Raw genomic sequence first — 23633 nt, 5'->3', positions numbered from 1 at the left:
TTACTGAAGAACGAAATTAATCATAAAATTCCGCAGCCTTAGCCTTAAACTTCTCAATAAAAACATCTTCCCCAAATTTTCGCGCATGACTTCTTATCCAGTTTGGGTCAAAACGGTCTTCTACTTCCTCAAACTTGTCAATACAGTCTTGTACAGATTCCACAGTTTGCTCCTTAAAAAAGAGGCCTGAAGATTTTTCAATTTCATCGCTTTCAACGATGGTTTCCAATGCCCCTCCTTTTTTATATGCCAATACGGGTATTCCATAGGCCATTACTTCCAAGGGAATCATGCCAAAATCTTCCTCTCCTGGAAATAGAAGCGCTTTTGTCCTATATAAAAAAGTTTCAATCTCTTCCCATGCAAGGGAGCCCATAAACTTAATATTGGGGCGGGCCTTCTTGAGCAGCTTTTCCTTCTCGGAACCAGCTCCAATAACCACTAACGGTTTACCGTTCTCGTTGAAAGCGTCCACCAAAAGATCTATGCGCTTATAGGGGGTAATCGCCCCAAAGCTTAGGTAAATGTCCTTATGAGCATCTGTTTTTAGGGGTTTCTCAAAAAGACCTAGGTCAATTGGGGGGTATAAAACACTGGCCTTTTCGCCATAATATCTTTCTACCCTTTGTGCAACGTTCTGGGAGTTGGCAATGTAATGTGTAACGTTGCCAATAGTTGTCTTGTCCCAGTTTCGTAGTCTTTTAAAAAAAAACTTTGCCAATGGCCTTGCCACCTTTGGCATGCTTCTTAAATATTCGTCTGTAAATCCCCAACAATACCTCATTGGTGAATGTATATAACAGAGGTGCGGTGTATTGTCCTTTATTTGTATGCCCTTGGCCGGTCCCGATTCTGAGGAAATAATCAAATCATACTTGTCCTTAAGCTTTAACGACCTTATTCCAAAAGGATAAAGCGGAAACATTTTCTGGTAATGTTTTCTAAGAAAGCCATTATTTAAAATAGATGTATAAATCCTGCTCTTTGGCAAATTATCACCATAAGTCTCCTGGTCTAGGAAGAGCGTGTAAATATCTGCTTCCGGGTATACCTTAAGTATACTTTCCACCACCTTTTCACCTCCCCTTCTAGTGATCAACCAATAATGTATAATTGCTACCTTCATCTATTCAAAGTCTTCAGGGGAAATCGTTTTCCAATGTTTTAAGGCTGTTCGAAAATCATAATTGAATTCAAATTTACTATCAATTAAATATTGTGGCCTTATATTGGTTGGGAAACCTGCTTTTTTCACACGTACTGGATGAATATCTGTTTTTTTGCCAAAAAGTTTTAGCGCGCCCTGCAAAAAAAACGCCACGATCATCAAAAGTTTTGTTGGGACATTGGGCACCCATTTTTTATATCCAAATTCATCTTTCACTATACCCACCATCTCATTAAGTGGCACCAAAGGGTTTTCGGCATAATTGTATATGACCAATCTTTTTTCCTTTTGGTCCATGACATAAAGCATGCTCTCTACCAGCCCGTACACATAACCGTAAGCCTTGATGATTTTTCCTCCATTTGGCAAAATAAAGGTCCCTCCTTTTATTCCCTTTACCATTCTGTATACGTTGCCTGGGTCTTTTGGACCAAAAATTACACTTGGCCGAACAATTATAAGTCTTCTTGTTTCATCTTCAGCCAACCACTTTTGGTGGATTTGCTCCGCTAGTGCCTTGGATATGCCATAGGCTGTTTCCGGGTATAGATTGGATTCTTCTGTACGTTCTTCCATTGATCGCCCATATGGAGCAATACTGCTTGTAAAAAGTATGTTCTTTATTCCTGTCCTTCTTGCATATTCAATCACATTTTCAGCTCCCGGAATGTTGGTGTCAAAATATTCCTTGTACTCGTGCCCAGGTTCTCTATGGATTGCGGCAAAATTGAATATAAAACTATTGTCTTTGTCCAACTTTGGAAGAGATAGCTCAATGGGAAGTCTAACATCGCATCTCATGAAGTCAACATTTTCTCTAGAATGGGCTTCCAGGCAAAATTTTGGTCCTACTATGTCACAGACCATTATCTGATCAAATATTTTTTCCTCAGTCAGCTTTTCAACTAAATGAGACCCTATATATCCAGAGCCCCCAAATATTATTGCAAGTTTCTTCAAAACATCTTATTTATTGTTTTACGAACAACCATGGTGAGATGGAGGCCGTACCAAAATAACCTTGTAAAATTTCAATAATACCCATGTCCTGAACGGTCTCCTATAAATTCAAAGACGAAAACTCATACCCCCCCTCAATCAACTAGCTTTAACCAATTCATCCAAAAGGTTTTTTTTGAAAAAGACCATTGTTCCCGAAATAACATGGCATGGAACCCTTTTTTTTAAACACATTGAGGCCAAAGCCTATTTGGACGACCTAACCCAGAACTGTTGGCAATAACGGTAATTTAACCCTCCATAGCAAGTTCCTTATCCTAAATAATAGCCAAACCATAATTTTCACAAAAAAATAGTCCCATTACTTGGTCAAAAATATCCCGGGGTTTTATCTATTTTGTTTCAATTGAATTGTTCCATTACTTTTTTGGCGGATTTATCCCATGAGAATTTCTTTAAAATAGTTTCCCGCACTTCCTGTAGTTCTGAAATGCTCTTTGGGTTGGACAAGGCATATTGGATACTGTTGGCAATGGATTCCTTTGAGGTAGGATCAAAATAGTGTACACTGTTTTCAAACAACTCAGTAAAAACGGGTATATCGGATACCGCGCACATGGTTTCCATAGAAATTGCCTCGATAATGGGTATCCCAAACCCTTCATAGAAACTCGGATATACAAACAGTTTTGCATTTTGATAGAACCTGACCAAATCCTGGTCCCCAATATTTTCCAAAAAAACCACGTTTTTAAGCCACGTATTAGGTATATCAACGTTCGAATAATTCTTGTTGAAATCCCCAATCACATAGAGTTTTAACGAAGGGTTTTCCATTAAGCTAAAGGCCTTGATCAAGTTTTTAAAGTTCTTTCTTGGGTGATGGGAAGAAACAGTCAAAATATAGGCTTCTTTCAACAAATGCCCATATTCCGTGCTGTCCAATGGTTCATCTTGGATGGTAAAACCAGTAATCCCATTATATACCACCTCTATCTTGCTTTCCTCTACCTTGATAAGATCTACTATCTCTTTTTTTGAAAACTCACTCACCGTTAAAACCCTCTTCGCCCTTTTTATGATTCTGGGCACCAAAAAGGAGTAAACAATGGAAAAGCGTTTGGAAAACCAATCCGGGTGTCTTAAAAAAGATAAATCGTGTACAGTGACTATTTGGTCCTTAATAAATAATGGAGCCGTATTGCAAAAGGAAACTAGAGTACCTCCCTTTAACTTTGTGTAAAGTTGCAAAGTGACCTGTTCCCACAAATGTCCGCGAAATGGCCCAATGATCTTCACCTCCAATTCTTTGGCAACTCCTGGGTTCTTTATGTCTTCCGGACTTACAAAAATCAGTGGGACACCCATACGCTTGAGGCGCTTTGACACCTCAATGGCGAAACGTTGGACACCGGTTACCGATTGTGTCAAAAATCGTGCGTTAACAATTATTGGCCTCTTAAGTGTCCTTTCTTCCTTCATAAAAAATTATTGGTAAGATAAATGCATAAAGCACGATTCCATTTTGTCTTATGAGTATTGTTTCTGACACCGAAACCGCCAAAAAGAACAAAAGAACATAAATGAATGCCGTTTTATTTCCCCTAATTCCGACTACCAAGAGCATCAGTTGAAGAATATAGTAGGTTAAAAATCCGAAAAGACCAAAGGCCATGAAGACATAAAGCGGTAGGTCATGGGGGTTATTTGAATAAAAAGGTGTTGCGATTCCCCTTTCCGAATATTTTTTCTCCAATTCAGAGGAAACCCCAATTGGACTTACCCCCACAAAAAAATGGTCTTTTATGATGTTCATCGATTCCGTCATCATAATCATTCTTTCGCTCCCTTCCCCATTGGAATCAAACTGTTCCATCCTCCATCGGTTGTATGGCGAATAAAGGTATACCGCACCGGCTATCCCTATAGAAAACAGGAAAACAAGTATAGCCTTCAAATTAAGATTTCGCAACACGAAAAGCAACGCCAATGCGCAGAGGGCCAACAATGCCATTCTTTTTCCCAACAAGGTCATGAATACAAACAGAACTATGGCAATCAACAAATAGTAATATGATTTGGTTCTCTTAAAACTAAAAGCGGCCAATAACACATTTATCCCCAGTTGTATAGAAAAATAAACAGAGTGGTACTTGCCCGTGATGGTGTGAGGCAAATGAATGAATGAAAAATGTTCTTCGGGTCTTGTATAGAACTCTATCGCCGTGTAGGTTCCAAAAATCATTGCGCAAAGCGAGGAAACAGTAAGTATCATTGTAATTTCTTCCATCGAAATCCTTTTCCCTGACCAGCTACTGTATGCAATGGGAATCAAGAACAACGGTAAAAGGCGGAGCAAAAACCCCAGATGCTTACCCGCATCCAAAAAAAAGCCCCTTGGATCTAGGATCGTTAACAAAAAAAAGGCGCCAACGGCAACCACCAAGATTATTTCCGGCAAGCTTTTACGGACCCTTATTCCAGAACAGAAAAATACAAACCCAGCGTATACGCCTATTGCTATTGAATTTATTCCATTAAAAAAAGGTACCGTTACCATTACCACTGATAACAGTGCCAAATGATATTTATGCAACCATTCTTTATTGCACCTTAATGTTCTTCGCTCCTTCATAAAATAAGTACATCGCATTGAAAACCATAAAAGGCACTAAAAATCTAGTCAAAAAAATAGGATTGTATCTAGCAAGTTCAATTATCCAAACGAAAAAAAATGGATATATACTCCAGGCATATAAGCTTCCTTTTTTAAGTTTAAACCATAAGACAAAGAAACTGGTAAAGTAACATACAAAAAATCCTATTCCCATCAAAAGGCCAAAGTCTGTATAAATCATGGCCAGACCGCCCTTGTTCGTAAAATCCTTCCAAACGTATTCCCCATAATCAATCTTGTCCGTTTGCTTAGTGACGTCCAATCCCACTCTTTTCAATATTCTACCTCCCCAATCCAGATAGGATGTACTTGTAAAGGACATGTCATTTTCCAGGGCATAGTAAAACTTGTTCTGGGTGTCTCCATAATAGTCAAAAAACCGCTCAACGGTCCATGAAACCTTAAAGCCCAAATCCACGGCTTCGTCCTTGTACTGGTTTCTAAATTGTCTGGTAAGCTCAAATAAGACAAAAAAGCCCAATAGGATAAAAAAGTACTTTAGTAATTTGGTTAGCAACACCTTAGTCCCCTTGATGGTAACGAAAGTTATCACTATTGGAATCAAAAGCTCCAAGGCGGCCAAACGCTCGGCCATAAAGTAGGACCTAACCATCACGGATAAAAGCAATAATCCCAAAAACAGATACCCCCATCGACGTTTATTCTGTTCTATATAGATCAAGTAGGGAACCACAAAAAATAAACATAACTGGGAAATTATATTGATGCCTCCAAAATCTTCCAGCGATTTTTTTGATGAACTAAGGTTGCCCGTATAGGACGACATGGCGTTTATGTCCATCAAGACATTCATGAAAAAGGAGGCCAAGAGGAAAAGTGTGGCTATATAGAACCATGCTTTTGACACTTTAGGGACAACTATTTTTGATGACTCAAATTTGGGCAACTTAAGATGTGGATAGTGTGCCAGAAGCCTTGCCACAAGAATAAGTGTAAAAAGCACTAGACAAACCAAGGTGTGCTCCCAAAACCCATAAACTTTTTCAAAAGGAAAATGAAATGTTGGATACAAATAAGGCACATAAACAAAGAAGAGATACGCCGCAGTGGCGATAAAAGGAGACGATATTAAGTGCCTAATCTTCAATTTCATATTTCATTCAATATCTCATTGACCAGTTGTTCCCAGGACAAAACCTCATTTTTTAAATCAAGTCTGTTCGTGTTGTAAGCAATACATTGCCCAAGGGCTTTCTCGATGGATTCTGGAAACTCTGGGGAATAATAAAATGAATTTTTTCTTTTAGTCTCCAAAAACGTTGGGGCAACAATGGGTAGGCCACAATAAGTATATTGGTGAACCTTTAAACTATCTGAAAAAGATTCTGCCCCTTCGGAATAGCTCAAGGTGTGCATTCCAATATCGGCATGTTTAACATAGGGTACGGTATCTTCAAATGGCATTTCACCATAATATATAATGTTGTCACCTTTAACCTTGGGCTCTATGGGCCCAATGATGTGAAACAAAATATCACTACGCAACACAGAAGCCTTCTCCAGAAAGCTATAGTCAAACCTGGAGACCCCAATGAAAACAGCATTAACCGTTCCCTTTTGGTAAGGATTATCGTGCTCTGCATCATATAATGCTTTTTTTATTCCGTGGTACTGAAGTTTAAGGTTTTCTTTCCCTTGGGCCAATTTTCCCAATATTTTATCATAAATGTATTGGCTTGGGACACTTATCAAACTGAATTTAGACAAGACCTCTTCCTCATAATTGATCAAAGACGGGTGCACTCCCAAAAGCTCCAGATCGTCCGATACACGATAAACGTACTTGGCGTTAGGGTTGATCTTTTTAAACTTATCCAAAAGGAACAACCCTGGAGTAGACTCAAATATGAGTATATCTCCTTGTGCTACTTTTTGCTCCAACTCTTTTGCGATGGAGAATTTTTGATATACCCCATAAAGCTTGGCCGACATTTTATTCAGCGCTTTTTTTCTAAGATTGGCTATATGAAAAGGAGTGGCGTGAACATAGGAGGATATGTTGTTCCCTTGTGGGACCAACTGGCACTTTTTTACCTGTAGCTCATTGAAATAGTGCTTCTTAAGCTTGAACAATTTGCTATACGGGGCGGTTACAAAAATCACTTCATGGCCCATCTTGCCCAAAGATTCCGCAATTAGGTGAAACCCTGCCCTTCTTTTGGATTCAAACAAATGCCCTGATACAAGTATTATTTTTTTCAATTGGCCTTAAAATGTTTAATTCGTCACTACTAACCTTTAGGCTTGACTATGTTGTTAAACTCATCTCACGAAGCATCGATATTCGGTGCTCCTTTCAAAAAGAGCAATTTCTGATATAACTCAAAGTCTTTTTTTAAATTAAATGAAGAATTGTGCCAAAGTAAGGAGAAGTCATGGCGATATTTTTCTGTAGTGTTCTTTGTCTTTTCAATAATCAAAAAAGCTTCCTCATGGCTTAAGCCCATATAGTTTAAGTTGAATACTGAAACTTCCATTGCCAATAATGGGCGTATTCTCAGCTTCATGGGTTTCCTTTCGTGTGAATCATAAAAATTATACTCTTGGCCCGTTCCGCACCTAAAACCAACTGTTTCGGCAAACCCTAAAGTCGAATCATATTCGAGGCCTACAGTTTCCCAATTTTTTTCAGTAATTCCGGTTTCCCAGCGTAGGTAATGTTGCCTTCCTCCCTTTATATCCTCGGGATTACCCCCCGCTTTTTTAAAGACCTTTCTTAAAAGTGCAACTTCTTTTCTGGTCACCTCCAAATCAGAATAGGAGTAATAGCTAGCATGATATCCTACCTCGTGACCTCTAGCTATAATATTACGCATTAATTCCAAGATCTCATCACTTTCAATATCATAATCTCCATCTATGGGCAATTTATTGTTTCGGGGTATGAAATAGAAAGCCATTTTTAAATTATTACTTTCACATACATCCATCATGAAATTAAAAGTATTGAATGGGTCTTGAGTTTTATTTTTTAAAATGGACACCGTGTAAAATAGTTTTAAGGAACCTAAGAACTGTTTAAATGATTTCCTTTTTATTAAATCCCCCCCAAGTCTGTTGATTATTCCGGGAAACCTCACTCCTCTATCCTGAATAAAATCCACATCGCAGCTAACAAAATAGTTTGGTTTAAGTGCTTTGCGCTCTAAACTTGGCCATAATTTCTTCATATAAAACCATAGTACCTCTATGTATTCATCTACAATAGGCCTATCCAAAAATCCTCCCTTATATGCTACAGACGCCCTAGCTGGGAAGCGCCCATGGGTGTCTTTTTCATTTACTACCAATTCCTCATATCTCGAAAGCATAAAAAAACATGAGCCAAAAAGGTCAATACCTATATGAAAGGATTCTCTGCTTTCATCAATTTTATCATTTCCATAAAGGATTGGGATATTCCTTCTTTCCAAGATTTTCAGGGGCAACAATGGCAAGGATTCTTGAGACAACCATCTAACCTTATTTTCAAATTGGAAGAAAAAAACATCATTTATTTCCAGCTCACCAGCTCTACCTTCCATCGAAACCTTAATGCTTCCGGACATTTCAGAATAATGTACCTGAAAAGAAACACCTAGGAATCTTCCCAGTATCTGGTCGAAAATATATTTTTTCTCGCTAGCACAGTTGGCAGAAGTATAAATATTAAGCACTAGTCCGTCCTTTTTTTGATTTCTCTTGCAGGGTTCCCAACAACAATGGCATATTCATCCACATCTTTGGTAACCACAGAACCCGCCCCAATAACAGCCCCATCACCAATTTTCACCCCCTTGAGAATGATTGCTCCAGCTCCAATCCACACATCGCTCCCTATTTCAACAGGCTTGTTTAAGTGCGTTTGCTGGTTCATTGGCATACCCATTTCCATGCCATGGTCCCTTCCCCAAATCACTACTTTTGGACCCAACATAACATTATCTCCAAAAGTGATATCACCAAGAATATGACAATTGGCATTCATATAAAAGCCATTTCCCACCACTATTTTAGGGTCCCCCACTAATCTACAATAAGGCTCTATGGTTGCTCTTCCATTGAAAACAATATTTGAAAAGACCGTGTTGTTATATATCTTGACATTCTTTAGTCTTAACAACCTCCTTTTAACAACTAATCTTATTCTGTTTTTAAAGTTTTTGGGCATACCCTGTTATTTATCTACCTAGAATTTTTTTTGCCAATTTTCTAAGCAACGTAATCAATGTATAGAACTGATCTATATAAAATGGTTTCATATCGCCTTTTTCATATAGTGCCAATCCATTGATATCTCCTTTAAAAAGGTTGTTCTTGAAAAATCTTAAATAGCCTTTTCTTAAAATCAAATTTACTACCTCATGCTTAAGGTATGAAAAATGAACCTCTTTATTTGTCTGCTCATACTTAGGCACAGTCTCGCCCAACGCATCCAGCCATTGTGTTTGTTGAAGAAAAACACCCGATAAATTGCCCACTCTATGCCACATCATTGACCTAAGGTTAATTTCCATCAACTTATAGTCGCCATCTCTGGGATCATATTTAAATTCGGGTTCGCATATGCCATGTAAATCCATTCCGTTCAATAGCCTTTGTCCTTGTTCCCTGACAATTTCCGGAGCTTCATTTGAAGCAGAGGAGAAAACCCCATAATCATCAGGATATTGAGTCAATTTCCTGCCAATCCATTCATTTAAAATAGTTTTTGTTCTGGGAGACCTATACCCCACATAAGCATAAATGTTTCCGTTTGAGCTACCAGGAACAACTTCTGAAGCCAAAAAAGAGACACCTTTCCCATAAAACTCTTCAAGGCGGAATCTATGCGACTCAATTTCTTTTTTGGAAGAAATGAGAATGGACCTAAAAAGGTCAATCTTTAGATCTTCTCTCTTGTTTGGCTTAATGATTATTGGAAAACGTAATTCTTGTTCCAATTTAGAAATATCATGACGGGCTTTTAGCTCCAACGATTTGGGGTAGGGAATTCCAAGTTTCTCACAAAAATCATATTGTACTGCCTTATTGCTACAAGCGGAAATGTTTTCAGGATTGAATGGCAAAAATGCAAAACCCTTGATTTTTTCCTTAATTTTGAACAAGTTTTCAATAAATAAATCATCTGTTGGGAACAATACCAAATAACCATATAGTTCATTCAACCGCTCTAATTCCAGGAGCAAAGAATCCGGTGATTTATTGACGGTCACCTTTTTACAAAACTTATTGCTAAATCTTGCTATCTGATTGTTATATTGAACCAATACCAGTGGCCCCGACCCCATTTCATAAAGCTCTTGAGCTATAGAATATCCATTGACGTAGCCTCCTAAAACAACAGCACAGTTTTTTCTCATTTTAAATTACCAAGATGAATCACCTTTGTAGGGTCCTAATTTCTTTATGATTTTGGCAGGCACACCACCAATGACACAGTCGCCCTCAGGGAAACTTTTATTCACAACCGCCCCGGCAGCAACCACAATATGATTTCCAAGCTCTACTCCTGGTAAAATAACCACATTTGCCGCCAACCAACAGTTGTTCCCGATTATTATTGGTTTGGCATCGTCATGTATGTCATAATTATCTACATTATGACTTGCTGATATAACTTTTACTCCCGGTCCCAACCTAACATTTTTGCCTATTACAATTCCATTTTTTGCTTGAAAATATTGCCCCGAAAGGTATCCAGGATAAGGACGCCAAAATTCTCTTTTTATTCGCTCTGGGTAGCTAACCACCGATGCATGGTGCACGGGCCAAGGAACATGTGAATTTATCCTTAATATTCGTTGGAAAAAGAAATAATAAATGCTGTTCTTAATTCCAATATATTTTATCTTCCTTATGATTTTGAATATAAATCCCATCCTAATTTGTTCCCTTACTGATTTTATAGGCCCTATACAGCAATACTAAGTAAAAAACGGAAAGTGTACCTGAATATAGATACAGAAATAATGTCATTTCCATATTACATAAATATGAAATTATCATCGCAAATATGCTTGCCGCCACCAGTATAATATTCCAAATCAAGGATTCTCTTTGCTTTTCAAAAACACTGAAAGTTACACTCAAGGCAGTCACAACCAACCTAATGGCAAACAAGGGAATCAAAATTCTAGCATACTTTCCGGAAAATCTCCATTCTTCACCAAATACTATGACAAATACCTCTTCTACAAAGAACACTCCAATGATCAAAAATAAAAGGCTGACAACGCTTAGTTTTTTCAAAACTCCCAAAAACTCCTCTTTTGCATTACCCTTTTTCCTTCTACTTTCGGAAGCTTCAACCATATAAACCTGGGAAAATGCATTTCCAACCAATGTAGATGGCAATCCCAGATAACGATAAGCCAGAGAATAGAAGCCCACTGTACTTAGTGAAAATACCCTGGAAACAAACATATTAATTACATTGGCCGACAATGAATTTAAAAAAATTCCCCACATTGAAAACTTGGGAAAATCTATATATCGTTTTGCCAAATCTTTGAGTTCTGGTATTTTACTGTCAAGAATTGTCTTTTTGTTCTCAAGGAGTGTTTTTGAGAGCCTTATGTTTCCAAAAAAATGAGATAGTGTCTGCCCTAAAATCAAGCCTCCGGAAGTCAGTTTTAACCCTCCCAAAACCAATTGCACCACACCTCCTCCAGAGGATTTATAAATGTTGGCTCTTGCAATATTTTTAAATTTTTTGACTCGCGTATTGTAGTAATTCAGTGCATTAAAGACCCCTACCATCAACACACTCACTGGCACCAGGTAGAGCCAAACATCAAGTTTAGGGTCCCCAAGTAAAACTGCCAACTCTGTATTATATACTAAAACCACAATAAGTGAAATAAAGGAAACAACAACAGTAAAAAAAATGGAAATTAATGTCAACTGAACCCCCCTTTTTTCTTCTTTGGGCAAAAGAATCGCCAATTCATACCTACCTGTTGACAAAGAGCCCAAAATTTGGATTATTGCCAAATAAAGAGCCAATCGTCCAAACTCTTCAGGGGAATATATTCTTGACAAAATGGGTGCAATCATCACAGGAATCAACTGGGCCAAAGCAGTTCCCGATGATAAAATAAAAACGTTTTTAAAAAACTCAGAGGATTTTATCTCCTCAATAAAAGTCTTTAGTTTTCCCACATCCTAATTTAGTTGTCCAAAAAACTATGGTATTCACCCTTCAAACCTATTGGTTGTACGTTTCTTATATCATGGACAATCTCAATAGCAGTCCTTGCAGCTTCAAGGCCATATCCTTTTCCTTCCAATATATCTTTATAGACCATAGTGTGCAAATCCGTGAAACCGCCACTAAATTCCAGTTCATCCCCATTAATGGTTATAGACCTAAAGGTTGTTTGCCCCTTTTCCTTGATCTCTTGAGGAAGATACTTTGAGTTAATGGAAAGAAACCACCTGACCCTTGCATTTTCAAACTCCAAATACCCAGCAGCTCTATCCTTTTCGTGAATATGGACCACATTCTCCTGCACATCACCAAATATCCAAGAGAGCATATCGTAAAAATGCACTCCTATGTTTGTGGCTATGCCTCCTGACTTACTTACATCTCCTTTCCAGCTGGTCTGGTACCAATGCCCCCTCGATGTCAAGTAAGTGAGGTCCACATCGAATTTTGTTTTTTTATCTGCTTGGGCTACTTTTTCGCGTAAGGCAATTATGCTGGGATGGACCCTTAGTTGAAGGATGTTATAAACCTTCTTACCAGTGTTCTCTTCTACTTTCTTGAGTTTATCTATGTTCCATGGGTTCAGCACCAAGGGCTTTTCACATATGGCATCCGCCCCACTCCGCAGAGCAAAACGAATATGGGCATCGTGCAGATAGTTTGGCGAGCATATACTCACATAATCCAAAAAAACATTTTTATCGTATTTGAGCTTTTCTATATGTCGATCAAAACGCTCGAACTCCACAAAAAAGTCCGCATCGGGAAAATAGGAATCAATAATACCAACACTATCTCCTTTGTCAAAGGCGGCCAATAAATTGTTTCCGGTATCCTTTATTGCCTTCATATGCCTTGGGGCTATATATCCTGCTGCTCCTACCAATGCAAAGTTCTTCATAATAGTGTATTGAGTTTTGATGTTATATATTCAACTTCTGTGTTTTCTAAATAAGGGTTCATGGGAAGGCTCATCACCTCTTCGGCACATTTTTCGGATATTGGGAAATCCCCCTTTTTATATCCTAAATAGTCAAAACATTTTTGAAGATGCATGGGGATTGGATAATGTACCGCCGTTGGTATTCCATGTTTTTGTAATTCCTGTTGGATTCTATCCCTTTCTTGCACCCGTATGGTATATTGTGCCCATACTGATGTTCTATCTTCCTTTACAAAAGGTTTGATGATCTTATCATCAATTTTTTTGGAGTAGCTCTCGGCAACCTTCTGCCTTCTCTCTATATCCTTTTCATAGGTTTTCAGCTTTACATTTAAGATTGCGGCCTGTAAATTGTCCAATCGTCCCCCCATTCCAATATAGTGGTGGGTATATCGTTTTACTTGGCCATGTACGCGCATGGCTTTAATTTTCTGATAATCCTCCTCATTCGAGGCAAAGATGGCGCCCCCGTCCCCAAAACAGCCCAAAGGCTTGGCTGGAAAAAAGCTGGTACACCCAAAGGTCGAGACATTGCAGCTTCTCTTTCCGTTGTAGGTTGCCCCAAAACTTTGGGCAGCATCTTCAATCACCGCCAAACCATACTTTTCTGCAATTCCATTGATCTCATCCATATCAGACATTTGCCCATAGAGGGATACGGGCATAATGGCTTTTGTGTGCTTGGTGATGGCCTGTTCTATCTTACCAACATCAATGTTGTACGTTTCTTCGTCTATATCGACAAAAACTGGCCTTGCACCAAGGCAAGCAATGGTCTCTGCCGTAGCTATAAAAGTAAAAGGAGTTGTTATTACCTCATCCCCTGGTTTTAGTCCCATGGCCATCATGGCCAAAAGAAGTGCGTCGGTACCCGAGGAACAGCCAAGTGCATAGGTATTCCCTGTAAATTCCGCCAAGCCTTTTTCAAATTCTTCGGTCTCCTTCCCTAAAATATAATGCGCCGATGACATGACTTCAAGGGAAACCCTCTTAAATTCCTCCTCATGTTCCTTAAAAGCCTTTGTAAGATTGGCAAAATCTATGTTCATATTTTTCTGACCTTATTGTGTTCTAGAATATATTTTTCGTTGCTTTCCGAACAAACCGCGGTCCCAGTTTCATCAAAATTTAAGCGATGACCATATTCACTTACCCAACCTATCTGCTTGGCCGGATTGCCCACCAATAGAGCATAGGGAGGGACCGCCTTTGTGACCACTGCACCAGCTCCTATCAATGCAAATTCTCCTATATCGTTTCCGCAAACCACAGTAGCGTTGGCCCCTATTGTGGCACCCTTTTTAACGGTGGTCTTCATATACTCGTTTCTTCTATTGATGGCGCTTCGTGGATTGATTACGTTGGTAAAAACCATGGAAGGACCTAAAAAAACATCATCTTCACAAACTACCCCTGTATAGATGGACACATTGTTCTGAACCTTTACGTTATTTCCCAAAACTACCTCTGGCGAAACCACAACATTCTGGCCAATATTGCAGGATTCACCTATTGTACAATTGGGCATAATGTGTGAGAAATGCCATATTTTAGTTCCCTTGCCTATTACGCAACCGTCGTCTATTACGGCAGTTTCATGCGAGAAAAAAGGAGATGTTTTATCCATTAAAATTATTTGAAGCGTATGTTCTTGGTCTTGGTTTTTTATTCATTAAACACCTTTCAACAGGGGTCATATTTTACCCATATGTACAAATCTAAAACAATTCTGTAGGATTTTGCCGTCCGAAACCCTTCGGAAAATGTTTAATCCCAAAAACTTGGATGTACCCATACGCAGTAATTAATTTTAGCATATAGCCTTTCCACTATATTATCAGGTCTTTATCGGGGGAAGTGACCTATCTCTTTCGGATAAAATAAGATGGTCCATGGAAATGCCCCAGTCAATGCCCAAGGTTTCATCATCATATCGTATTCCCTCCTCCGACTCTTTGTTATAATAATTATCGCATTTATAAAAAAAACGGGCGGTTTCACTAAGCACCAAAAACCCATGGGCAAAACCTCTTGGAACAAACAGTTGTCTTTTATTTTCACTGCTCAGCTCAATGGATATGTGCTGGCCATACGTTGGGGAGTCCTTACGAATATCCACAACCACATCCTGCACCTTGCCCTCCAACACAGAGACCAATTTGGCCTGGGCATATTCTCCTTTTTGATAGTGTAACCCCCTTAAAACGCCTTTTTTGGAAAAAGAAAAATTGTCTTGGACAAAAATTACTTCCCTTCCAATGGCTTCGCTAAAAGACTTATGGCTGTAGCTTTCATAAAAGAAGCCTCTGTCATCCTCAAAAATTTTGGGTTCAAGGACAAAACATCCTTGAAGTTGGGTCTCCGTTACTTTCATCCTCTTTCTTTGTTCAGTATGCCCAACAATCTTTTTCCATAACCGCTTTTTATCAAAGGTTGGGCCAATCCCTCAAACTGTTTTCTGTTGATATATCCCATTTCATAGGCCGCTACCTCAATGGATCCGATTATAGATCCCTGACGTTCTTCGATTACCTCGACAAATTGTGAAGCTTGCATCAAGGCCTGAAAGGTTCCTGTGTCCAGCCAAGCGGTACCCCTGTCCAAAATACTTACGCGGAGCTTACCTCGCTTAAGATATTCTTTGTTCACATCGGTAATCTCCAGTTCGCCTCTGGCACTGGGCTTGATGTTCTTGGCTATCGAAACTACTTCGTTGTCAAAAAAATAAATACCCGGAACCGCATAATTGGATTTGGGATTCTGGGGTTTTTCCTCAATACTGATGGCCTTTCCTTCCTCATCAAATTCCACTACACCATACCGTTGTGGGTCATTTACTTGGTATGCATAGATAATCCCTCCTTCTGGATCATTATTGGATTGTAATAATTTTGAAAGCCCCGTTCCATAGAAAATGTTATCGCCAAGAATCAAGGCCACCTTGTCTTCTCCAATAAAATCCTCTCCAATGATAAATGCCTCTGCCAATCCGTTGGGTTCTTCCTGTATGGCATAAGAAAAGGAGCAGCCATATCTTTTTCCATCGCCCAATAGTTCTTGAAAAAGAGGAAGGTCTTTTGGGGTTGATATGATCAATATCTCCCTAATACCGGAATACAGTAAGGTGGACAAGGGATAATAAATCATGGGCTTGTCATAAATGGGCATCAGTTGCTTGCTCACCGAAAGGGTCAATGGGTGCAATCTGGTACCTGTTCCGCCAGCCAAAACAATTCCTTTCATGCTGCCTTATTGTTGATATTGTTTTTCATAATATGCTGTGTAATCGCCCGAAGTTACATGCTCCAGCCATTCCTGGTTGTTCAAGTACCAATCTATGGTCAATGCAAGTCCTTCCTCAAAAGTAACCGAAGGTTCCCAGCCCAATTCTTCATGGATCTTGGCGGCATCTATCGCATAGCGCAGATCATGGCCCGGACGATCCTTCACAAAAGTGATGAGTTTTTCTGAACTTCCATCGGCTCGTTTCAGCTTTACATCCATCAATTGGCAAAGTAATTTTGCCAAATCAATGTTTTTCCATTCATTAAACCCGCCAATGTTATAGGTTTCCCCTTTTTTCCCTTCGTGAAAAACCAAGTCAATGGCTGCTGCATGATCTTTTACATATAACCAATCTCTAGTATAGTTGCCATCGCCATAAATAGGCAGTGGCTTATTATGGATGATATTGTTAATGAACAGGGGAATCAGTTTCTCGGGAAAGTGGTTGGGCCCATAGTTGTTGGAACAATTGGATATCACGTAAGGCAATCCGTAGGTTTCCCCATAGGCTCTCACAAAATGGTCTGAACTTGCTTTTGATGCCGAATATGGGGAATTTGGGCTATAAGGTGTGGTCTCCGTAAAGAGTCCGGTGTCGCTCAAAGCGCCATAGACCTCATCCGTGCTAATGTGATAAAACCGAAAATCAGAATTTTTTTTGGCCAAATCCAATGAGGCGTTCAACAGGTTGACCGTACCCAACACATTCGTTTTTACGAACGACAATGGGTCGGTTATGGAACGATCCACATGCGATTCCGCTGCCAAATGGATCACCCCATCAAATTTCTTCTGCGAAAATAGTTGGCTTATAAAATCAGTATCGGAAATATCTCCTTTGATAAAAGAGTAGTTGGGAGCCGTTTCAATATCCCGTAGGTTTTCAAGATTTCCCGCATAGGTCAGGGCATCAAGGTTGTGGATGTGATATTCTTTATAGGTTTCAACAAACCGTCGTACCACATGGGATCCAATAAAGCCAGCTCCTCCCGTAATCAATATGTCCTTTTGGGCATACTTTTTCATTAAAGCGTATTTAACATAAGCCTTTTTAGTGCCATAGTGCACCAAGAGCCAACCTTTGGCTAAGACAGAACACTGTTCTTTGGTCTTTTTGCGAAAGTACGATAATTCCTATCCAATACAAGGTTGGCCTTGTCACTCAACCCATTTTCGTTCAATATCTTTTGGGCAAAATCGTACCAGGTCATGGGCACACCATCAGTGCAATGATAAGTGCCATACGGCTTCTTTCCTTCTATGATTTCATCTAAGATGAATTTGGCCAACGTCTCTGTGTTTGTAGGACAGCCTTTTTGATCATCGGTCACACGAAGATCATCGCCTTCCAATGCCTTCCGCAGAATGGTCCTATAAAAATTGTGCCCGTACTTTTTGCTATAAAGCCAAGATGTCCTAACAATGAAATGGTTGGGTAAAGTCTTTCGGATATATTCTTCCCCCTTTAATTTGGACTTGCCATACACATTGATGGGGTTGGGTTCATCTTCAACGGAATAGGGGGTTTCCTTCTCACCATCAAAAACATAATCTGTTGAAATATGAATCAATGTTATGCCATAGGCATCACAGGAATATGCCAAATTTTTGACGCCCACAGAGTTTACCCGATATGCGGCATCCGGATTCTTCTCGGCCTGCTCTACATTGGTGTAAGCCGCACAGTTGATACAGTATCGGTATTCTTGATTTTTGAAAAGGTCGGAAACTAGTTGCTCATTGGTTATGTCCAGATCCGCTGAAGTCTTAAAATCAAAAAGCGTGTTTTTTGCTTTTTGTGCAAATTCCTTGAGCGTTCTCCCCAATTGCCCGTCCGAACCGGTAACAACAATATTTTTCATTTTTTTGAGGCCTCTACTCTCTTGCTTCCATTTCGGTCGCCTTTTTATTAAGGTATTGAAGAAAGGAAAACAAAAAGAAACCTACCAGCAGAATAATGGGAATAAGGATTATCTTCTTGCTAAAAAATGCTTTGCTGACCTGATGCGGGGTTCCAAAATTTATTATGCCAATTGGATTGGTAAGTTCTGAAAGTTCAATCTTTCTGTCTTCAATATCCTTTATCAACTCCGTCTTTAAACTCAAAAGAGCTGCTATATTCACCCTTTCTTCATTTTGAAACACCACCTGACCTGAACCAAGTGTACCTTGCTGTTTGGTTAGATTTGTTGAATAATTTTGAATTATGGTGTCTATTTGGGCAATCAAAACCTCATTTTTCCGAATCCTTTCCTTTGAATTGGTGGCTTGAATTACCACAAGTTCCTTGAAATAGTCATTGGAATTTATATAGTCCATTAGTTTCTTGGCAATCTTTTCGCCCCCAATGTTCTTATATTGAAAGGTTATTCTATGGTTGAATTCTGTTTGGTTGAGCACTTCTTCCCGCAGAATGTCCGATATCAAATCAGTTTTTTCAAGCTTTTGCAAGACTTCCAGATATTGTAGTTCTTTCTTGGTGTCTTTCTCAACATCTTTTTTAACCGGTTCTATTGAAATTTGAAACCCTTTTAAGTCTTCACTTGAGATTCCCAATTCTTGGAAAAAAGCTTCATTTTGCACCTTTATATTGGCCTCAATTTCCGAAACTACATCATATAAGTAGTCCTTGCTGTGCAAATTGGGTCGAACAATGACATCGACCTTGAGCTTTTCAGTTGAAATAAACTTTAGACCGTATCCTATGGCTGCCCCTAAAATAACGAGTCCAAAAAGGACTATGGCATTCTTTTTAAGATACAGAAAAAGACGTAAAAAAATGGTCCCAAGCTTATTGAAACCCCTTTCAACTAGTTGAAGCAATTGCCTCAAATCTATTTCATCCGAATTACTCTGATTTACTGGTTGGTCCGCCATGTTATGAATTGAATATTTGTTTTAAAATCCTGTCCGTTATCAAATAAGTGGGTTTCACCCCTGTTGTCCCCAAACCTCCGGAGGCCAGGGTGCTCCCTGTCTCCAAGGGGTTGTCCGATGCATAATAGGCATATCTTACTTTCACATCCTTTTTTATGCTCTTCCTAATCTGGGAAGCGGATTGGATTGCCTTTTGGTAATGTACCCCCTCCATTTCCAATCCTATTACGTTCCATGTGGATTCATGAAAAAATCGAAGGATGTCCTTGTTTTGCAGGGATGTCCCTAAAACCGTTACCATGGCTCCCTCCAAAACTTTTAGGCCGTTTCCTTCAAAATCCGAGGCGCACAACTCATTGCGAAACGGATAGTTGTCTGCCGTTCCTTCAAAAATATGTGCCGATGGAATCATCAAATCACCCTTGCCCCCTTCCAAAATACCGGCCTTGCCCATAATGGAAACCGAGTCCACGTTCAAAAACCATTTTTGATCTCCTTGTTCAAAAGGTTTTAACAGTTCATCAATGGTCTCATACGCCTGCTCGCCAAAGGCATAGTCCATCACAAATATAACTGGTTTTTGTTCTTCCAAAATACCTTCGGGCAAATCATAGCAACAAGTGCCCATACCAAATTTGGCAGTGTCGAAAATCTGTACGTCTATATTCGCTCCAGAGGTATCATCCAAAAATAGCATGCCATTTTTCTCGGCGGCCGACTTCACTTTTTTGTTAAGGCTTTTGTTTTTTGCTGCGCTCAACGCTTCAAAAACCTCCAATGATTTGGTGTTTGGAAAATCCTTTGCCAATGCTTTTTTGGCAAAAAGGGAATTCATAACACTGTGCATATTAGCACTTATGATGTGAAGGGGTCTATTTAGAAGGTTATTGTCTTTTAAGGTCTGCTTTATCATGTCTGCCCATCGCTCCCCGTGAATATGATGTCCCAATCGTTCCCTGAGCAACGGGCTAAACGTAATGGTTCGCTTGTTCCCCGTGGTTTCTTCCTCTATGGCCAATTTCCCCAGCCAATGAATCACATTCAGGAATTGGTCCGGACTCTCAGGAGTGGCCAGTTTGTTCTGGATTTCCACAACCTCATCAAAGGTTCTTCCCAAAATATTGGCTGCATGGATCAAGGCCACTTCACGTTCGTCATCCCCTTTCTCTTCACTTAAAACAAAACTGGTCAGCTTGTCCCAATCGCGAATGGTGGCGTTTCCTTCATCTACCAAGACTCTTTTACAGATTTTCCCGGATTCGATGAACAAAAAGGTAAGATGGGTAAGAATATCATAGATGTCGCTACGGCCCCGTGTAATCTCAATGTTCATCTGCTCCTCGTCAATCCGGTAGCAGTTTCTTCTCCGTTTGGGAGGGACTATAGGTTCTAAATGTGATTTGGAGTACCCCTCGTCCGAAGTAAGGTTAATGAATCTACATTCCTCAATACCGTTTGGCAATCGTTCCAGAACATAGATAAGGCCGTTCAACTCCGCTTTATCTTCCGCAACGGTACCGTATATTTCTGGTCTTAATAGTAAAAGTGCGCTTCTGAGTGCATTGCCCGAAACCCCAGAAGGTTTATAAAATCCCCTATTGAGCAAATGTCGCATGGTAATGTACAATCGCTCAATGGCATTGGTGGACTCCTGGGCCCTGGTAGTTTGTTTTATTTCGGTTGCCATAATGAATTCTGGTAAAAATACATGAATTCCCACGAAAGTTGCATGCTTCCCAGAATCTATATTTTGAAGGGTTCCAGTCCATTGGCCACTTTTCTGTCGTTGGAAAGCCGCTGAACCTTGTTCTGACCCCCAAGCTTACCAAGGGTCTTCATGTACTCCTGAAAACCTCCTTGTTGTACTCGGGCAATTTTTAAAGGCTGCAGAATATTACCTGTTATAAGGTCGTCATAGTAACTGTTCTGCTTCCTCATACTTTCTTCAATAATCTTACAAAACTTTGAGGTGTCCGAAGGTTGCCTTTCAAACTCTATGAACCATTCATGATAGGGCAGCTCACCGTTCTCCGGGTCTGTTTGGGGTGCCACCGTGAATTCATTTACCAAGGCATCGGTTTGTTCAACGGCCAACCGAAGGGCCTCTTCCACCTCCTTGGCAATCACGTGTTCCCCAAAAGCCGAAATAAAATGCTTAATGCGACCTGAAACTATCACTCGATACGGGTCTTTAGAAATAAACCGAATGGTATCCCCAAGGTTATAGGCCCATAAGCCTGCATTTGTGGAAATGACCATGGCATAATCAACATCCAACGCTACGTCTGCTATGGTCAACCGCTTGGGGCTTTCGGAGAAAAATTCATCGGCCTTTATAAATTCGTAGAAAATTCCAGAATCCAGGAGCAATAGCATACCCCTTTCTTTTTGTGAATCCTGATATGCAAAAAAACCCTCGCTGGCTGGAAACAACTCAATACTGTCCACCTTTCTCCCGATCAGATTCTCAAATTTGGCCCGGTAGGGTTCATAGTTTACCCCGCCATAAATGAACAACTGAAATGCTTTGAAGAGTTCCCCAACTTTTTTCCCGGTCTTGGTGTTCAGTTTTTCAAAATACATTTGTACCCAAGACGGAATGCCCGCAATAACGGTCATGTTCTCATTTTCGGTCTCCTCAACAATCTTGTCAACTTTCGCCTCCCAATCCTCCATACAGTTGGTTTCCCAACTGGGCAAACGGTTCTTCTGCAGATAATTGGGCACATAATGGGCGGAAATCCCAGAAAGCCTTCCCAGTTTGATCCCGTTTTTTTCCTCCAAAATGGGACTTCCTTGGAGAAATATCATTTTTCCATCCACAAAATCAGCCTTTCCAGTTTCATGGATATAGCTCAATATGGCATTACGGGAGGCTTCTACTTGGTGCTTGATGGATCCTTTGGTAATGGGGATGTACTTTGCTCCAGAAGTAGTTCCCGAAGTCTTGGCAAAATAGATGGGTTTTCCCGGCCAGAGCACATCATCTTGACCATCCAGTATTTTTTGGACATATGGTTTCAGTTCTTCGTAATCCCGAACGGGAACCTTATCCAAAAAATCTTGATGAGATATAATCGTCCCAAACCCGTGATCCTTACCAAATTGGGTCTGGGCGGCTTGGGAAACAAGCTCTTGGAACACCTTGTTCTGGGTTTGTACGGGATGCTTTGCCCATTTTGCAGTTTTACGGACAATGCGCTTGGCAAAGAGTTTTGCGGCAAATGCTTTTAAGGACATTTAATCAAAATCGATATAGTTCAAAGGGTCAACGGGCTTGCCCTTTCTCCAAAGTTCAAAATGAAGGTGGGGGCCCGTGGTCAGCTCCCCTGTATTTCCAATCGTTGCGATTACCTCACCAGCTTTGACCAAATCGCCTTGGGACTTACTCAACGAACTATTATGTTTATAGACCGACGTAATTCCATCCTGATGTTCTATTATGATTACATATCCGGTTTCAGAGGTCCATTCCGCAAAGAGAACAATTCCATCCGCAATGGATTTTATGGGGGAGTCTTTGGGACCCAATACATCAACCGCAAAATGCTTGGCCTTGGGGTCAAAGGTCTGGGACAGCGTTCCGTTCAATGGGGAAAAGAGCAACGTGCCCACATTTTCCATGTTTCGCTCAAAAAGATTGTACTTGTCTTCCAGCTCCACTTCTTCCCGAAGCAATAGATCTTGACGAATGGGTGTCAGGTCAACCGTTGAGGGATCCAACTTGTATTGCTCAAAAAGTGAATCCCTGTTGGCTTCATTGTTCTCAATGTCACCTCGCAGGACCTTGCGGACATTTTCCAAATACCCATTGGTATAATTCAGGACATTCACCAAAGAATCTGTTTTATAAGTCAGTTCCGTGGCCTGCCGCTTCAATCGGGTTGACGAATACCCCGGGATGTACTCGCGAAGGGGGGTAAAAGCAATAATGAGTGTGGTAAGGCCTATCAGGACAATGATGAACAGCATCCCGGTAACAAATACGTTCAGCCTGCTGAGCTTGAAAGAAATCTTTTCCTCAAAGGTGCTTTCATTGAGAATGACCAAGCGATACTTGTGCAGTAGCTTCCGTTTGATCTCCTTTCTTTTCTTCTTGTCTTTAGCCATGATCAACAAAGATACTCTTCCATTTTAATTTTGATGTTAAGCTTTTTAAAATACTGCAACTGCTATAATGCTAACAATATCATGCTCATTTGCTAATTTTCGTTAATCCGATGGCTCTTACAGTTCTTTTTAGTAATTTTACGTTTCACTTTAAAGGTTTTGACATTATGATTGCTCAAACTATTTTTCTTGGTATGCTAGGTCCATGGCAAATTGTGCTTATCGTGGTCGTGGTTCTTTTGCTTTTTGGAGGCAAAAAGATTCCTGAACTGATGAGAGGCCTAGGCAGTGGTATCAAAGAATTTAAGGATGCGTCCAAAGAGGAGGAGAAGTTGGAAGGAGGAAACGAATCCAAATCATAAGCCTTTCTTCCCGCTTATTTTATGGGCGTGTAAACCCT

Annotated in this window: 23 protein-coding genes; 1 reads left to right on the top strand and 22 read right to left on the bottom strand. The window is 40.0% G+C overall.

Going from position 1 to position 23633, the window contains the following annotated elements:
* Window positions 1-16 precede the first annotated feature (16 nt).
* From DN53_RS08280 to DN53_RS08175, 22 genes are all read right to left on the bottom strand, one after another.
* Window positions 17-1126: a glycosyltransferase gene (locus DN53_RS08280; RefSeq protein WP_129653916.1), complete on the bottom strand. Its 1110-nt coding sequence runs from the start codon at window positions 1124-1126 to the stop codon at window positions 17-19.
* A complete protein-coding gene (locus DN53_RS08275) occupies window positions 1127-2128 on the bottom strand; it encodes an NAD-dependent epimerase/dehydratase family protein (protein WP_129653915.1) in 1002 nt (333 codons plus the stop codon). It abuts the gene before it with no gap.
* A gap of 402 nt (window positions 2129-2530) precedes the next feature.
* Window positions 2531-3559 carry a glycosyltransferase family 4 protein gene (locus DN53_RS08270; protein WP_165357314.1) on the bottom strand — a complete coding sequence of 343 codons (1029 nt, stop codon included), beginning with the start codon at window positions 3557-3559 and terminating at the stop codon, window positions 2531-2533.
* Between the two features lie 28 nt (window positions 3560-3587).
* Window positions 3588-4418, bottom strand: coding sequence for an O-antigen ligase family protein (locus DN53_RS08265; RefSeq protein ID WP_165357312.1), 831 nt, complete (start codon window positions 4416-4418; stop codon window positions 3588-3590).
* A gap of 313 nt (window positions 4419-4731) precedes the next feature.
* Window positions 4732-5673, bottom strand: coding sequence for a hypothetical protein (locus DN53_RS08260; RefSeq protein WP_129653912.1), 942 nt, complete (start codon window positions 5671-5673; stop codon window positions 4732-4734).
* Window positions 5674-5915: 242 nt separating this feature from the next.
* The gene (locus DN53_RS08255; protein WP_129653911.1) at window positions 5916-7028 is read right to left on the bottom strand and encodes a GumK N-terminal domain-containing glycosyltransferase; all 1113 of its coding nucleotides are present in this window, start codon (window positions 7026-7028) and stop codon (window positions 5916-5918) included.
* A gap of 65 nt (window positions 7029-7093) precedes the next feature.
* Entirely contained in the window at window positions 7094-8482 is a 1389-nt protein-coding gene (locus DN53_RS08250; protein WP_129653910.1) for a polysaccharide deacetylase family protein, read from the bottom strand.
* Window positions 8482-8976, bottom strand: a complete 495-nt coding sequence (locus tag DN53_RS18170) for an acyltransferase (RefSeq protein ID WP_129653909.1) — start codon at window positions 8974-8976, stop codon at window positions 8482-8484. The genes DN53_RS08250 and DN53_RS18170 overlap by 1 nt, the downstream gene beginning before the upstream one ends.
* Window positions 8977-8986: 10 nt before the next feature.
* Window positions 8987-10168 carry a hypothetical protein gene (locus DN53_RS08240; RefSeq protein ID WP_129653908.1) on the bottom strand — a complete coding sequence of 394 codons (1182 nt, stop codon included), beginning with the start codon at window positions 10166-10168 and terminating at the stop codon, window positions 8987-8989.
* Window positions 10169-10174: 6 nt separating this feature from the next.
* Window positions 10175-10687, bottom strand: coding sequence for an acyltransferase (locus DN53_RS08235; RefSeq protein WP_129653907.1), 513 nt, complete (start codon window positions 10685-10687; stop codon window positions 10175-10177).
* 1 nt (window position 10688) lies between these two features.
* Window positions 10689-11969 (bottom strand): lipopolysaccharide biosynthesis protein, encoded by a 1281-nt coding sequence (locus tag DN53_RS08230; RefSeq protein ID WP_129653906.1) that lies wholly within the window; start codon window positions 11967-11969, stop codon window positions 10689-10691.
* Between the two features lie 8 nt (window positions 11970-11977).
* Complete coding sequence (locus DN53_RS08225; RefSeq protein WP_129653905.1) at window positions 11978-12919, bottom strand: Gfo/Idh/MocA family protein; 942 nt, start codon at window positions 12917-12919, stop codon at window positions 11978-11980.
* A complete protein-coding gene (locus DN53_RS08220; RefSeq protein WP_129653904.1) occupies window positions 12916-14010 on the bottom strand; it encodes a DegT/DnrJ/EryC1/StrS family aminotransferase in 1095 nt (364 codons plus the stop codon). The genes DN53_RS08225 and DN53_RS08220 overlap by 4 nt, the downstream gene beginning before the upstream one ends.
* Window positions 14007-14588, bottom strand: a complete 582-nt coding sequence (locus tag DN53_RS08215; RefSeq protein ID WP_129653903.1) for an acyltransferase — start codon at window positions 14586-14588, stop codon at window positions 14007-14009. Before DN53_RS08215 ends, DN53_RS08220 begins: the two co-directional genes overlap by 4 nt.
* Before the next feature lie 210 nt (window positions 14589-14798).
* Window positions 14799-15335, bottom strand: a complete 537-nt coding sequence (gene rfbC, locus DN53_RS08210; protein ID WP_129653902.1) for a dTDP-4-dehydrorhamnose 3,5-epimerase — start codon at window positions 15333-15335, stop codon at window positions 14799-14801.
* On the bottom strand, window positions 15332-16204 hold the full coding sequence (rfbA, locus tag DN53_RS08205) for a glucose-1-phosphate thymidylyltransferase RfbA (protein WP_129653901.1): 873 nt from the start codon (window positions 16202-16204) through the stop codon (window positions 15332-15334). The genes rfbC and rfbA overlap by 4 nt, the downstream gene beginning before the upstream one ends.
* 6 nt (window positions 16205-16210) lie before the next feature.
* Window positions 16211-17272, bottom strand: a complete 1062-nt coding sequence (gene rfbB / locus DN53_RS08200) for a dTDP-glucose 4,6-dehydratase (protein WP_129653900.1) — start codon at window positions 17270-17272, stop codon at window positions 16211-16213.
* Window positions 17273-17331: 59 nt separating this feature from the next.
* On the bottom strand, window positions 17332-18108 hold the full coding sequence (gene rfbD / locus DN53_RS08195; RefSeq protein WP_129653899.1) for a dTDP-4-dehydrorhamnose reductase: 777 nt from the start codon (window positions 18106-18108) through the stop codon (window positions 17332-17334).
* Window positions 18109-18121: 13 nt separating this feature from the next.
* Complete coding sequence (locus DN53_RS08190; protein ID WP_129653898.1) at window positions 18122-19123, bottom strand: hypothetical protein; 1002 nt, start codon at window positions 19121-19123, stop codon at window positions 18122-18124.
* Window position 19124: 1 nt separating this feature from the next.
* Window positions 19125-20810: a DUF6909 family protein gene (locus DN53_RS08185; protein WP_129653897.1), complete on the bottom strand. Its 1686-nt coding sequence runs from the start codon at window positions 20808-20810 to the stop codon at window positions 19125-19127.
* A gap of 56 nt (window positions 20811-20866) precedes the next feature.
* A complete protein-coding gene (locus DN53_RS08180; RefSeq protein ID WP_129653896.1) occupies window positions 20867-22363 on the bottom strand; it encodes a GH3 auxin-responsive promoter family protein in 1497 nt (498 codons plus the stop codon).
* Window positions 22364-23233, bottom strand: coding sequence for a M23 family metallopeptidase (locus DN53_RS08175; protein ID WP_116216671.1), 870 nt, complete (start codon window positions 23231-23233; stop codon window positions 22364-22366).
* A 167-nt stretch (window positions 23234-23400) separates the two neighbouring features.
* Between DN53_RS08175 and tatA the strand changes: the two genes are divergently transcribed.
* Complete coding sequence (tatA, locus tag DN53_RS08170; protein ID WP_116217611.1) at window positions 23401-23595, top strand: twin-arginine translocase TatA/TatE family subunit; 195 nt, start codon at window positions 23401-23403, stop codon at window positions 23593-23595.
* The last annotated feature ends 38 nt before the right edge of the window (window positions 23596-23633 follow it).

This window comes from Flagellimonas olearia (assembly GCF_004150225.1).
Lineage (GTDB): Bacteria > Bacteroidota > Bacteroidia > Flavobacteriales > Flavobacteriaceae > Flagellimonas > Flagellimonas olearia.
This window is presented reverse-complemented; position numbering and strand designations above follow the sequence as displayed.